This is a genomic window from Streptomyces sp. NRRL S-1022 (assembly GCF_000720135.1).
Taxonomy (GTDB): Bacteria; Actinomycetota; Actinomycetes; order Streptomycetales; family Streptomycetaceae; genus Streptomyces.
The window spans coordinates 1-13,758 of record NZ_JOIU01000008.1 but is presented as its reverse complement, the minus strand read 5'-3'; the positions used below and the strand labels follow the sequence as shown (position 1 = coordinate 13,758).

General features: G+C 72.1%; 11 protein-coding genes. 9 read left to right on the top strand and 2 right to left on the bottom strand.

What is annotated here, in order from left to right; genetic code table 11:
• Positions 1-279: 279 nt before the first annotated feature.
• The 6 genes from IG05_RS0110550 (at position 280) to IG05_RS0110525 (ending at position 6,137) form a co-directional block, all read left to right on the top strand.
• Entirely contained in the window at positions 280-705 is a 426-nt protein-coding gene (locus IG05_RS0110550; RefSeq protein ID WP_030341349.1) for a DUF3499 domain-containing protein, read from the top strand.
• A 184-nt stretch (positions 706-889) separates the two neighbouring features.
• Complete coding sequence (locus IG05_RS0110545; RefSeq protein WP_030341348.1) at positions 890-2,254, top strand: phosphomannomutase/phosphoglucomutase; 1,365 nt, start codon at positions 890-892, stop codon at positions 2,252-2,254.
• Between the two features lie 71 nt (positions 2,255-2,325).
• On the top strand, positions 2,326-2,496 hold the full coding sequence (locus IG05_RS44860) for a Trm112 family protein (RefSeq protein ID WP_078894029.1): 171 nt from the start codon (positions 2,326-2,328) through the stop codon (positions 2,494-2,496).
• A gap of 56 nt (positions 2,497-2,552) precedes the next feature.
• The gene (locus IG05_RS0110535) at positions 2,553-3,680 is read left to right on the top strand and encodes an SIS domain-containing protein (protein ID WP_030341346.1); all 1,128 of its coding nucleotides are present in this window, start codon (positions 2,553-2,555) and stop codon (positions 3,678-3,680) included.
• A 157-nt stretch (positions 3,681-3,837) separates the two neighbouring features.
• Positions 3,838-4,989 (top strand): mannose-6-phosphate isomerase, class I, encoded by a 1,152-nt coding sequence (manA, locus tag IG05_RS0110530; RefSeq protein ID WP_030341344.1) that lies wholly within the window; start codon positions 3,838-3,840, stop codon positions 4,987-4,989.
• A 167-nt stretch (positions 4,990-5,156) separates the two neighbouring features.
• Positions 5,157-6,137 (top strand): cation diffusion facilitator family transporter, encoded by a 981-nt coding sequence (locus IG05_RS0110525; protein ID WP_030341342.1) that lies wholly within the window; start codon positions 5,157-5,159, stop codon positions 6,135-6,137.
• A 214-nt stretch (positions 6,138-6,351) separates the two neighbouring features.
• Here the strand turns inward: IG05_RS0110525 and IG05_RS0110520 are convergent, their stop codons facing one another.
• Positions 6,352-8,439 (bottom strand): fructose-specific PTS transporter subunit EIIC, encoded by a 2,088-nt coding sequence (locus tag IG05_RS0110520; protein ID WP_030341341.1) that lies wholly within the window; start codon positions 8,437-8,439, stop codon positions 6,352-6,354.
• A gap of 480 nt (positions 8,440-8,919) precedes the next feature.
• Here IG05_RS0110520 and ahcY point away from each other — a divergent pair, with 480 nt between their 5' ends.
• Both ahcY and IG05_RS0110510 read left to right on the top strand, forming a co-directional pair.
• On the top strand, positions 8,920-10,377 hold the full coding sequence (ahcY, locus tag IG05_RS0110515; RefSeq protein ID WP_030341339.1) for an adenosylhomocysteinase: 1,458 nt from the start codon (positions 8,920-8,922) through the stop codon (positions 10,375-10,377).
• 188 nt (positions 10,378-10,565) lie between these two features.
• Entirely contained in the window at positions 10,566-11,180 is a 615-nt protein-coding gene (locus tag IG05_RS0110510; protein ID WP_030341337.1) for a hypothetical protein, read from the top strand.
• 64 nt (positions 11,181-11,244) lie between these two features.
• Here the strand turns inward: IG05_RS0110510 and IG05_RS0110505 are convergent, their stop codons facing one another.
• Complete coding sequence (locus IG05_RS0110505; RefSeq protein ID WP_030341336.1) at positions 11,245-12,282, bottom strand: RDD family protein; 1,038 nt, start codon at positions 12,280-12,282, stop codon at positions 11,245-11,247.
• Positions 12,283-12,425: 143 nt separating this feature from the next.
• Between IG05_RS0110505 and IG05_RS0110500 the strand changes: the two genes are divergently transcribed.
• Complete coding sequence (locus IG05_RS0110500) at positions 12,426-13,433, top strand: stage II sporulation protein M (RefSeq protein WP_030341334.1); 1,008 nt, start codon at positions 12,426-12,428, stop codon at positions 13,431-13,433.
• Positions 13,434-13,758 lie beyond the last annotated feature (325 nt).

Here is a 13,758-nt window from a genome sequence, read left to right as displayed (position 1 = left end):
CACCGATGAAGCGTAGTCCCCGCATCCTGGGCACGTCCGGCTCCACGCGGCAACCGGCCCACACCCCCATGTCGCAGGATGACCATTCCGGCCAAGGTCTGGCGCGTTTCCGTAGCTCTCCAAGACCGCCGACTCAAGCCAATTGACGGTGTTTGTACCGACTCATGACCGGACGCTGTCCCGCCCGGCGCCCGCCGCGAACCCGTCCGTGCAGGTCAACAGCCCCTGTCCGCAGGGGTATGTGGGGCGTCTCACAGCACGACACGGTGGAGTGACCTGGTGGAGAGTCGTCGCGGCCCGCTCAAGAGTGCGGTACCGTCCAACGTCGTGAGCCCTGTACGTCGCTGTTCGCGCACCGCTTGCGGCCGACCCGCCGTCGCGACGCTGACGTACGTCTACGCCGACTCGACCGCGGTCCTCGGCCCGCTCGCCACCTACGCCGAACCCCACTGCTACGACCTGTGCGCCGAGCACTCCGAGCGCCTCACCGCCCCGCGCGGCTGGGAGGTCGTACGCCTCCTGGACGCCTCCGCGCCCGCGCGGCCCAGCGGAGACGACCTGGAAGCGCTGGCCAACGCCGTGCGCGAGGCGGCCCGCCCGCAGGAGCGCGCGGCCGAGGCGGGCGGCGGCGGCCCCCGCGGCGCCGACCCCATGGAGGTCGCCCGCCGCGGCCACCTCAGGGTGCTGCGCTCCCCGGACAACTGAGCGTCCCGCTCCCCGGACAACTGAGCGCGCACACCGCCTCACACCACCCCCGTCGGTGTGACGGTCCGGCCCGTCCGGGCGCCACGGGCGGGGTTCACCGGGGGCCCACCCGGTGTCCGCGCACCGCTCCCTTACCCCCGGCGGGTAGTTTGTGGGCACCCATAGGACTTCAGGAGGGTTGGCCGTGACTGCTGATCTGTCACAGATCGTGAAGGCGTACGACGTGCGCGGAGTGGTCCCGGACCAGTGGGACGAGGCACTGGCGGGGCTCTTCGGCGCCGCCTTCGCGGAGGTGACCGGAGCGGCGGCCATCGTCGTCGGCCACGACATGCGGCCCTCGTCCCCCGGTCTCTCCCGCGCCTTCGCCCGCGGCGCGGCGGACCGCGGGGTGGACGTCACCGAGATCGGCCTGTGCTCCACGGACCAGCTGTACTACGCCTCCGGCGCGCTGGACCTGCCGGGCGCGATGTTCACGGCCTCCCACAACCCGGCCCAGTACAACGGCATCAAGCTGTGCCGCGCGGGCGCCGCGCCCGTCGGCCAGGACACGGGCCTCGCGCAGATCCGCGAGCTGGCCGAACGCTGGCTCGACGCGGGCGCCCCGGCACCCGTGGACCGGCCGGGAACCCTCTCCTCGCGCGAGACGTTGGAGGATTACGCAGCGTACCTCCGCTCCCTCGTCGACCTGACCTCCATCCGCCCCCTGAAGGTCGTCGTCGACGCCGGCAACGGCATGGGCGGCCACACGGTCCCCTCGGTCTTCGCCGGCCTGCCCCTGACCCTCGTCCCGATGTACTTCGAACTGGACGGCACCTTCCCCAACCACGAGGCCAACCCGCTCGACCCGGCCAACCTCGTGGACCTGCAGAAGCGGGTCCCGGCGGAGGGCGCCGACCTCGGCATCGCCTTCGACGGCGACGCCGACCGCTGCTTCGTCGTGGACGAGAACGGCGACCCGGTCTCCCCGTCCGCGATCACCGCCCTGGTCGCCGCCCGCGAACTCGCCCGCAACTGCGGCACGGGCACGGTCATCCACAACCTGATCACCTCCCGCACGGTCCCGGAGGTCGTCCGGGAGAACGGCGGCACCCCGGCCCGCACCCGGGTCGGCCACTCCTTCATCAAGGCCGAGATGGCCCGCACCGGCGCCATCTTCGGCGGCGAGCACTCGGCCCACTACTACTTCAAGGACTTCTGGAACGCCGACACGGGCATGCTGGCCGCCCTGCACGTCCTGGCCGCCCTCGGCGGCCAGGAGGCCCCGCTGTCCGCCCTGGTCGCCGAGTACGACCGCTACACCGGCTCCGGCGAGATCAACTCCACCGTCGCCGACCAGGCCGCCCGCCTCGCCGCGATCCGCACCGCGTACGAGGGCCGCGCCGACGTCACCCTGGACGACCTCGACGGCCTCACGGTCGCCGGGGCCGACTGGTGGTTCAACGTCCGCCCGTCGAACACGGAGCCGCTCCTCCGCCTGAACGCCGAGGCCAGGGACGAGGCCACGATGGTGAAGATCCGCGACGAGGCACTGGCGATCATCAGGGGCTGAGCCGCCGGCCCATCAGCGGTACGCTGACCAGCCACAGACATCACCGACACCCGCCCCCGAAGGGACACCCCATGGCGCTCGAAGCCGGCCTCCTGGAGATCCTCGCCTGCCCGGCCTGCCACGCCCCCCTGAAGGAGCAGGACACCGAGCTGATCTGCACGGGACAGGACTGCGGCCTCGCCTACCCGGTCCGCGACGGCATCCCCGTCCTGCTGGTCGACGAGGCCCGCCGCCCCGGGTGACCAGGCCCCGCAGCTCGTAGGACCCCAGGATCCCCGGCGACCGGAGGCTGCCGCCCATGCTGGACGAATCGCTGCTCGACACCCCGGAAGGCCTCGCCCAGGCCGACCACCGCGGACTGCTGCGCGGCGCGGCGGAGGCGGGCGCCCGCGTCCGCACCGCCGCCCGGCACGCCGCGGAGGCGGGCATGGGCGAGCTCAAGCCGGACGGCCGCCCCCGCGCGGTCCTCATCGCGGGCCCCGGCGCCGCCGCCACCCACACCGCCGACCTCCTCGGCACGCTGGCCGGCGTGGGCAGCCCCGTCGTGCGGCTGGCCCCCGCCGGCGTCGCCCCGGCCGCGGGCGCCCTGCGCTGGGAACTCCCGGGCTGGGCCGGCTCCGTGGACCTGCTGCTGATCGCCACCCCGGACGGCACCGAACCGAGCCTCTCCCTGCTCGCCGACCAGGCATACCGCCGCGGCTGCTCGGTCGTCGCCGTGGCCCCGCCGCACACCCCGCTCGCCGAGGCGGTCGCCGGCGCGCACGGCCTGTTCGTACCCATGGCGACGGCACCGTACGACCACGAGGAACCGCTCGCCGCGTCCTCACCGGGCGTCTTCTGGGCGCTGCTGACCCCCCTGCTGGCGCTGCTGGACCGGATCGGCCTGATCGCCGCCCCACAGGACGCCCTGGAGAAGGTCGCCGACCGTCTGGACCACATCGCCGAGCGCTGCGGCCCCGCCATCGCGACCTACAGCAACCCCGCCAAGACCCTCGCCGCCGAACTGGCCGACGCCCTGCCCATGGTGTGGACGGAGGGCGTCTCGGCCGGTCCGGCGGGCCGCCGGTTCGCCGCCGCCCTCGCCGAACTCGCCGGCCGCCCCGCCCTGGTCGCGGAACTGCCCGAGGCGCTCGCCGCGCACAACGCCCTGCTGGCCGGCCCGCTCGCCGCGAACGCCGACCCGGACGACTTCTTCCGCGACCGGGTGGAGGAGCCGCCCGCGCTGCACGCGCGCGTGGTGCTGCTCCGCGACCGCCCGATCGGTGGCCTCACCGCCGCCCCCGCCGCCCGTGACGTGGCCCTCAGCCACGACACGCCGATCAGCGAACTCGAACCGGAGGAGGGCGGCGAACTGGAGACCCTCGCGGAACTGATCGCCGTCACGGATTTCGCCGCCGTTTACCTGGCGCTCGCTTCGAGGGCCTGATCTGACTCCTGGCCGACCGCCCGCGCCCGCCGACGGCACGACACGCCCCGCCGGCGGCGCGGGAAGCTCCGCCGGTGGTCCGACACGTTCCGCCGGCGGCGCGGGAAGAAGCGACAGCGCCGGCCGAGCAGCGCACGTACGGAGACAGAGAAGACACATGGACCGCCTCGACAACACCGTCCGCCCCTACGCCTGGGGTTCCCCCACCGCCATCCCGCACCTCCTCGGCGTCGAGCCGACCGGCGAACCCCAGGCGGAGATGTGGATGGGCGCACACCCCGGCGCCCCCTCGCGTACCGCGCGCGGGACCCTCGTCGAGGTCATCGAGACCGACCCGGAGCGGGAACTCGGCGCCCGCACGGTCGCCAGATTCGGCCCGCGCCTGCCGTTCCTGCTCAAGATCCTCGCTGCCGGCGCGCCCCTGTCCCTCCAGGTGCACCCCGACCTGAAGCAGGCCGAGGAGGGGTACGCCGACGAGGAGCGCCGCGGCATCCCGGTCGACGCCCCGCACCGCAACTACAAGGACGCCAACCACAAGCCCGAACTGATCTGCGCGCTCACCGAGTTCGACGGTCTGTGTGGCTTCCGCGACCCGCTCCGGGCCGCCGATCTGCTCGACGGGCTCGGCGTCGACTCCCTCAAGCCGTACGTCGACCTGCTGCACGCCCACCCCGCGGAAGCGGCCCTGCGCGAGGTGCTCACCGCGATCCTCAGCGCCGACCCGGCGGAGATGGCGCACACGGTCGCCGAGGCCACCGTCGCCTGCACCCGCCTCGGCGGCGCCTACGCCCCCTACGCCGACATCGCCCACCACTACCCGGGCGACCCCGGCGTCATCGCGGCCATGCTGCTCAACCACGTCCGCCTCCAGCCCGGCGAGGCCCTGTTCCTCGGCGCCGGCATCCCGCACGCCTACCTGAACGGCCTCGGCGTCGAGATCATGGCCAACTCCGACAACGTCCTGCGCTGCGGCCTGACCCCGAAGCACGTCGACGTCCCCGAACTCCTGCGGATCGTCAGCTTCGAGCCGGCCGACCCGGGTGTGCTGCGCCCCGAGGCCTCCCCGGAGGGCGAGGAGGTCTACGAGACGCCGATCGACGAGTTCCGGCTCTCCCGGTACGTCCTCCCCGAGGGCGGCAGCACCCACGACCTCACCCGGGACACCCCGCAGATCCTGCTCTGCACGGCCGGCACCGTCCGCGCGGGCGACCTCGAACTCCGCCCCGGCCGGTCGGTGTTCGTCCCGGCCGGCGAGCGGGCGGAGATCTCGGGCGCGGGCACCGTCTTCCGCGCCACTGTGATCGTATGACCAGGGCTGTGGACGGGCCGCGGATCATATGACCGGGGTTGTGGACACCTGACGCGGAGCTGCCCGGCCGGGCTGCAAGAATGGCCCACCGGCAAAGGCCGGGCAAAACCGGGCACCCGCCTGGACGGAGCTACGAGGCGACAGAGGCGAAGGGACAACGCGGACACATGAGCGCGTCAGGCGGTACCAGGGCGATCGTGGCGGCACTCGGCGCCAACCTCGCGATCGCGGCATCGAAGTTCGTGGCGTTCGCGTTCAGCGGGTCCTCCTCGATGCTCGCCGAGGGCGTCCACTCGCTCGCCGACTCCGGCAACCAGTTCCTGCTGCTCGTCGGCGGCAAGAAGGCACAGCGCGAGGCCACCCCGCAGCACCCCTTCGGCTACGGCCGCGAGCGGTTCATCTACGCCTTCCTCGTCTCGATCGTGCTCTTCTCCGTCGGCGGCATGTTCGCGATCTACGAGGGCTACGAGAAGATCCGCCACCCGCACGAACTGGAGCACTGGTACTGGCCGGTCGGCGTCCTCATCTTCGCGATCATCGCCGAGGGCTTCTCCTTCCGGACGGCCATAAAGGAATCCAACGAACTGCGCGGCAGGCTCTCCTGGGCCCAGTTCATCCGCCGCGCCAAGGCGCCCGAGCTGCCCGTCGTCCTGCTTGAGGACTTCGGTGCGCTCATCGGTCTGGCCCTCGCCCTCGGCGGCGTCGGCCTGGCCCTGCTCACCGGCGACGGCATCTGGGACGGCATCGGCACGGTCTGCATCGGTGTCCTGCTCGTCCTGATCGCCCTGGTCCTGGCCGCCGAGACCAAGTCGCTGCTGCTCGGCGAGGCCGCCGGCCTCGAAGACGTCAAGAAGATCGAGGCCGCGATCGTCGACGGCCGCACGGTCACCGGCATCATCCACATGCGCACGCTGCACCTCGGCCCCGAGGAGCTGCTGATCGCCGCCAAGATCGCCGTGCAGCACGACGACACGGCCGCCGAGGTCGCGAGCGCCATCAACGCCGCCGAGGCCCGCATCCGCGCCGCCGTCCCCATCGCCCGCGTCATCTACCTGGAGCCGGACATCTACAGCGAGGCCGAGGCCGCCAAGGGCCCGGACCCGGAGGCGACCCCGGGCGGCCCGACCCCGCACCCCGCCGGGCACTGACCGGTCACCGCTCACGCGGAACGAGCCGTCGGCAGGGGCCGGGCCGGCCACACCGGCCCGGGCACCGACCCCGGCCTGACGGCGGCCTGACCGCGGTCTGACGGCGGTGAGGACCGGCGGCACCCCGCCCGCGAACCTCCGCGGTTCCAGCAGAGCCGGGCCCGGCCGACGCCCGTCCGTGGGCGGAACCGGCCGCCCCGTCAGCCGCGTCGGCTCACCCGACCTCGGCCAGTACGTCCAGCACCGCCCGCTCGTCCGGCGCCGCGAGCAGCCGCTCCCGGAACCCGGTGTCCGTCAGCTTGCGGGACAACAGCGCCAGGATCCGCAGGTGCTCGTCGCCCGCGGCGGCCTCCGGTACGGCGATCATGAAGATCAGTCGGGCCTTCGTACCGTCCAGCGAGCCCCACTCGACGCCCTCCGCCGACCGCGCGAAGCCGACCACCGGCGCCGTCACCGCGTCCGTCTTGGCGTGCGGTATCGCGATCTCCTCGCCGAGCCCGGTGGTGCCCTGCTCTTCGCGCCGCAGCGCGGTCGCCACCAGCTCCGCCACATCGGCAACCCGGCCGCTGCCCGCCAGCAGCTCCGCCATCTCCCGGATCGCGGCCTCCTTGTCCGCCGCCCCGAGCGCCACCCGCACGGTCCGCTCGGTCAGGTGCCCGGACAGCACCTCGGGCACGTCCTCCCCGGCGGTCCGCGTCCCGGCCCCGGCCGCCGCCCTCCGGACGTCCGGACCCTGCACCGTCGGCGCCCCGACCGTGGCGGCCCCGACCGGCGACAGCTCCCGCCCCGCCTGCCCCGGTACGGGTGCCCCGGCACCAGGGGCACCCGTACCCGCGTCCTCCGTACGCCCCCGGCGCCCGTTCACGTCGACCAGGGCCACCGTCGTCAGCGCCGTCACCACCGTGCCGATCGCCACGGCCACGAAGAACACCGGCACCCCGCTCACCGCGCCCAGCACCGCCACGACCGGCCCGCCGTGCGGCACCGCGTCCTTCACCCCGGCCAGTCCCGCGACCGCGCCGGCCACCGCGCCGCCGAGCATGTTCGCCGGGATGACCTGCGCCGGCCGCGCCGCGGCGAACGGGATGGCGCCCTCCGAGATACCGAAGCAGCCCATGAACAGGGCCGCCAGACCCGTCTCCCGCTCCTGCTGCGTGTACAGCCGACGGCGGATCAGCGTGGCCAGGCCCTGGCCGAGCGGCATCACCGGGATCGCCGCCGCGCACATCCCCATCACCGTCTGGTTCCCGCTCGCGATGAGCCCCGCGCCGAACAGGAACGCCGTCTTGTTGACCGGCCCGCCCATGTCGAACGCGATCATCAGGCCCAGGATCGCGCCGAGCAGCACCGCACTGGTCCCGGTCATCCCGCCGAGCCAGCTCGTCAGATGCTCGAACACCCAGGAGATCGGCTTGCCGATGACGTAGATGAAGAACAGCGCGAGCGCCGTCGTCGCCACGATCGGGATCACGATGATCGGCATGATCGGCTGCACGAACCTCGGCACCCGGACCTTCTTGATCCACAGCACCAGGTACCCGGCGAGGAACCCGGTCACGATCGCCCCGATGAAACCCGCGCCGGCCTTGGAGTCGTACAGCGTCCCCGTGTTGGCGATCCAGCCGCCGATCATGCCCGGCACCAACGCGGGCCGGTCGGCGACGGCGTAGGCGATGTAACCGGACAGGATCGGGATCATCAGCTGGAAGCCGATCCCGCCGACCGCGTTGACGTGTGCCCAGAAGGTGCCCTCCGGGATCACATAGCCCTTGGCCGTGGCATGGCCACCGAGCGCCAGCGAGACCGCGATCAGCAATCCGCCGACCACCACGAACGGGATCATGTACGACACCCCGTTCATCAGCGCCTTGTACACCGCTCCTCGCTCTCCGCCGCCCGGCGCGGAAGCCGCCGGACCGTCGCCGGCCCCGTCCGCACGGTGCACGGGCGCCGAGCGCACCCGTTCGATCAGCTGCTCGGGATGGCGGATGCCCTCGGCGACCCCGACCGTGAGCACCCGCTTCCCCACGAAACGGCTGAGGTCGACGTCCTTGTCGGCGGCGACGATCACACCGTCCGCATGTCTGACATCGTTGTCATCGAGGACGTTCTCGGCTCCGATGGATCCCTGTGTCTCCACCTTCAGCTCGATACCGAGACCGGCGGCGGCCTGCGCCAGCTTCTCCGCCGCCATGTACGTGTGCGCGATGCCGGTCGGGCAGGCGGTCACCGCCAGCAGCCGCAGCGGCTGCCGCCCGTCATCGCGGCCACCCGTGGCGGGCGGCCCGGCCGGACTGGTCACGTCGAACTCCTCACGTCGAACTCCTCACGTCGATCTCCTCGCGCCGTCTCGCACGGGGTGTCGTCCCGGACACCCCGCGAGCGCAACCGGAACTCCCGGCCCCCGCATCCTGCACCACCCCGCCCCCGGCACATAGACGTAAAAGTCCTGTTCACCCCGGTCTGACGGCCCCGATTCCACGGTTTCCGCACAACCACCCGCACCCGCTCCCGCCTCGCGGCCCGCCCGGAATACGACCCCGCGGATACCCGGGCGGGCTGGGGCCGACCGGGTCGTCCGGTGTAGCTTGGGACGGAGCCAGACGTCGCTGCTGATGGCGGTCGGGCGGTCCCAGCGGACCGACCGAGGGAGAGAGGGCCTCCGACGGACTGCGCTGCGCGTACGCGGGCATGCCTGTGTCCTCTTCTCGGGCACCCCTGTGTCCGCCGCCGCGCAGACCAGCCGTACCCACCTCGCCCCAACCCCGAGGAGCAGCTCGCAATGACGACTGTCGAGAACCGACAGGACTTCAAGGTCGCCGACCTCTCGCTGGCCGAGTTCGGCCGCAAGGAGATCACCCTCGCCGAGCACGAGATGCCCGGCCTCATGGCGCTCCGCAAGGAGTACGCCGAGGCCCAGCCCCTCGCCGGCGCCCGCGTCACCGGCTCGCTGCACATGACCGTGCAGACCGCCGTGCTCATCGAGACCCTGGTCGCCCTCGGCGCGCAGGTCCGCTGGGCCTCCTGCAACATCTTCTCCACCCAGGACCACGCGGCCGCCGCCATCGCCGTCGGCCCGAACGGCACGCCCGACAACCCGCAGGGCGTCCCGGTCTTCGCCTGGAAGGGCGAGACCCTGGAGGAGTACTGGTGGTGCACCGAGCAGGCGCTGACCTGGCCGGACGCCCCCACCGGCGGCCCGAACATGATCCTGGACGACGGCGGCGACGCCACCCTCCTCGTCCACAAGGGCGTCGAGTACGAGAAGGCCGGTGAGGTCCCCGCCCTGGAGACCGCCGAGTCCGACGAGCACCGCGTCATCCTCCAGCTGCTGCACCGCACCCTGGGTGAGAACCCCCAGAAGTGGACCCAGCTGGCCTCGGAGATCCGCGGTGTCACCGAGGAGACCACCACCGGTGTCCACCGCCTGTACGAGATGCAGCGCGACGGCTCCCTCCTCTTCCCGGCGATCAACGTCAACGACGCCGTCACCAAGTCGAAGTTCGACAACAAGTACGGCTGCCGCCACTCCCTGGTCGACGGCATCAACCGCGCCACCGACGTCCTGATCGGCGGCAAGACCGCCGTCGTCTGTGGCTACGGCGACGTGGGCAAGGGCTGCGCCGAGTCCCTGCGCGGCCAGGGCGCCCGGGTGATCATCACCGAGATCGACCCGATCTGCGCCCTGCAGGCCGCGATGGACGGCTACCAGGTCACGACCCTCGACGAGGTCATCGACAAGGCCGACATCTTCGTCACCACGACCGGCAACAAGGACATCATCATGGCCTCGGACATGGCCAAGATGAAGCACCAGGCCATCGTCGGCAACATCGGCCACTTCGACAACGAGATCGACATGGCCGGCCTCGCCAAGATCCCCGGCATCGTCAAGGACGAGGTCAAGCCGCAGGTCCACACCTGGAAGTTCCCCGACGGCAAGGTCATCATCGTGCTGTCCGAGGGCCGCCTGCTGAACCTGGGCAACGCCACCGGCCACCCGTCGTTCGTGATGTCCAACTCCTTCGCGGACCAGACCCTGGCCCAGATCGAGCTGTTCACCAAGCCCGACGAGTACCCGATCGGCGTCTACGTGCTGCCCAAGCACCTCGACGAGAAGGTCGCCCGCCTCCACCTGGACGCGCTCGGCGTCAAGCTCACCAAGCTGCGCCCGGAGCAGGCCGCGTACATCGGCGTGGAGGTCGACGGCCCGTTCAAGCCGGACCACTACCGCTACTGAGCCGGCGATCCCACAGTCCGGCCCGCCGGGGATGCGCCGGTGCACCGACGCATCCCCGGCAGCAGGTCCTCCGAGGCAGGCCCCCGCACCCCCGTGCCGGGGGCCTGCCCCTTTGGCCCCCCACCCATGGCTTGGCCCACCGACCTATGGGCTCCGGCCGGACCAGCCCGTCAAGACCCAGGACCCCCATGCCCCGCGGCCGTTATTCGCTCCACGATCCGCACGATCACACCCCCCTCGGGGAAGAACACTTCCAGTGCGCCCCCGGCCCGTCCGGCTGGCGCTACGTCTCGCGACTGACCGGCCCCGCCGGTGACCACCGCGGCTCGGTCGACCTCGCCCTGGACGACCTCGGCCGTCCCATCCGCCTCGAACTCCACGCGGGCGGCTGGCAGGTGCGCGGCGCCGCCCTCGACGGTGTCACCTGGGTCCGCACCGACCCCACCGGCACCCATGCCACCGAAGGCAATGTGCGCGCCCACGCCTTCACCGGCACGTCCCCCGCGTTCCTCGTCGCCACTGCCCGGCTCCTGCGCCTCACCCCCTCGTCCGCCGCGACCCGGGTACGCCTCGTGGCCCTCACCGACCCGGTCCTCGCCCCCCGCACCGTGGACCAGTCCTGGGCTCTGGTGAACAGCGAAGCACACGCCACTGACAACGGCCCCCTGACCGTGGACGAATACCAGGTCACAGCCCTGGACACCGGCGAACAGCACACCGTCCACATCGCCGGCGACGTGGTCCTCTCCGCACCCGGGATCGAGCTGGAGGACCTGGAGTCACCACCGTCGAGATTCGCCTGACCCAGCCTGACGCGCATGAACCGCCTGGCTCCGGACGGCACCGCGCCGGCGGACCCCGCCCGCGCTACGCCGGCGGCGCGAACCCGGTGGCCGGCCGGTCGAGCCGCGACTCGTCGCCCCGCGGGGCAGGCGAGGGAGCGAGCGGTGCCGGCGGCTGCGACGGCTGGTGGGCGGCGGACCGGTACGAAGCCGGAGCTTGCGGAGAGGGCCCGGACCGGTACGGAGATCGGTCAGGCGGCGGGGAAGAGGGCTCGTAGGACGACGAGGGACCCGGATAGGCGGCTTGCGCCGGATACGAGGCAGGCGCACTCGGCTGTGCCACCGGCGGCGGGAAGCCGGCCGACCCCGCACCACCGTGGCCGAACGCCTGCCGGGCCTCACGGGACTGCCGCTCGTGGACCACGGCCGCCAGGAAGGCGGCCGGAGGCAGATCCTGCGGCACCGGCGTCCCCGTACGGCCGGCGAGATCGGCCGCCAGCCGCTGTGCCATCTCCGCCGACACCCGCGGATCGAGCTGGTGCATCCGGGTCAGGTACTGCCGGACGGCGAGCCACAGCCCGTCCGGAACGGCCGACAGGTCCAGCCCCGCGAACCGCCCCGCGAGCCACGGCGGGGGAGGCGGAACGAACCCGGTCCGCCCGGCCGGTATCCGCTCGCGCACGACCAGCGTCCCGGCGAACACGTCACCGAGCCGCCGCCCCCGCGCCGATACCAGCGAGGCGATACAGGCCACCACGCCGAACGTCATCACGATCTCGACCACTCCGATCGCGCCCCGCACCAGCGCGTGCCGGAACCGGATCGGCCCCCCGTCGTCCCGCACCACCCGCAGCCCGAACGCCAGCTTCCCCAGCGAACGCCCGTGACTGAGCGTCTCGACGGCTATGGGGCCGCCGACCAGCACCAGCAGGAACGCCGTGATCGACAGCGCCACCTGTGCGGCCTCGTCCAGCGAAGCCGTCGACGCCACCAGCACGATGATCACGACCAGATACACCACCATCGCCACCACCAGGTCGAGCAATACGGCGAGCGCCCTGCTCGGCAGCTTCGCGGGCCGCAGTTCGAGCGCCACCGCCTCGCCCGTCACCAGCTCACTCACGCCCGCCGCCCTTTCCTGGTCCGCCCCCTGAACCGCCAGTCTGCCAAGCTGTGGGCGCATCGCGCCCCAGTACTACAAGCTGACAGCAACGACGAGCGTCCACGTCGCGCCGTGGACGACCAGCCGAGGAGCAGGCAGACCCGATGGACCTGGACGTCTTCGTCTCCGTACACCGAGCGGAATGGGACCGGCTCGATGCACTGCTCCGCCGCCGGCGCCGGCTCACCGGCACCGAAGCGGACGAACTCGTCGCCCTCTACCAGCGCACCGCCACCCATCTCTCCCTCATCCAGTCCAGCGCACCGGACCCGCAACTGACGGGACGGCTCAGCCAACTCGTGGCACGCGCGCGCAGCGCCGTCGCCGGCACCCGCCGCGCCTCCTGGCGTGACGTGACGCGCTTCCTGACCCAGGGCTTCCCGGCCGCGGTCTACCGCGCCCGCCACTGGTGGGTGCCCACGGCGCTCGTCTCCACCGCGGTCGCCGTCCTCCTGGGCTGGTGGATCGGCACCCACCCCGAGGTGCAGTCGTCCATCGCGGCGCCCAGCCAGCTGCGCGAGCTGACCCGCCCGGGCGGCGAGTACGAGACCTACTACTCCAGCCACCCCGCGGCCGCCTTCGCCGCCCAGGTGTGGACGAACAACGCCCAGGCGGCGGCGCTGTGCCTGGTCCTGGGCGTCTTCCTCGGCCTGCCCGTCCTCTGGATCCTGTTCCAGAACATGCTCAACCTCGGCGTCGGCTTCGGCCTCATGTCCTCGGCCGGCCGCCTCGACACCTTCCTCGGCCTGGTCCTCCCGCACGGCCTGCTCGAACTGACCGCGGTCTTCGTCGCCGCCGGTACGGGCCTGCGCCTCGGCTGGACCCTCATCGACCCCGGCCCACGCACCCGGCGCGCGGCCCTCGCCGAGGAGGGACGAGCAGCCGTCGGCATGGCCATCGGTCTCGCCCTGGTCCTGTTCGTCTCCGGCGCCATCGAAGGCTTCGTCACCCCCTCCGGCCTGCCCACCTGGGCCCGCATCGGCATCGGGATCGCGGCCGAGCTGGCCTTCCTGGCGTACGTCTACGTCCTGGGCGGTCGCGCGGCCCGCGCAGGCGAGACCGGTGACCTCGAAGCGGCGGACCGCAGCGCCTCCGTGCCCACGGCTGCCTGAGTTCGCCGGATGTGCACTCGGCCCCCGTGACCTGTTAGTCTCCTGTTCGCCCCGCGAGAGCCGTTGACACGGAGGGAGTGGGGAGGTAGATTCAAACAGTTGCCTGGAACTGGACAGGTCCAGCGGGCAGCCGATACAATCTACATCGCTTCTTCAGAAGTCGTGAACGACATTCCGAGAAGCCCTCCGATTACTCAGAAATGAGCGGCCGGTCAGACCGGCTGAAAACTTCTGATAAAGTCGGAACCGCCGGAAAGGGAAACGCGAGAGCGGGAACCTGGAAAGCACCGAGGAAATCGGATCGAGAAAAGATCTGATAGAGTCG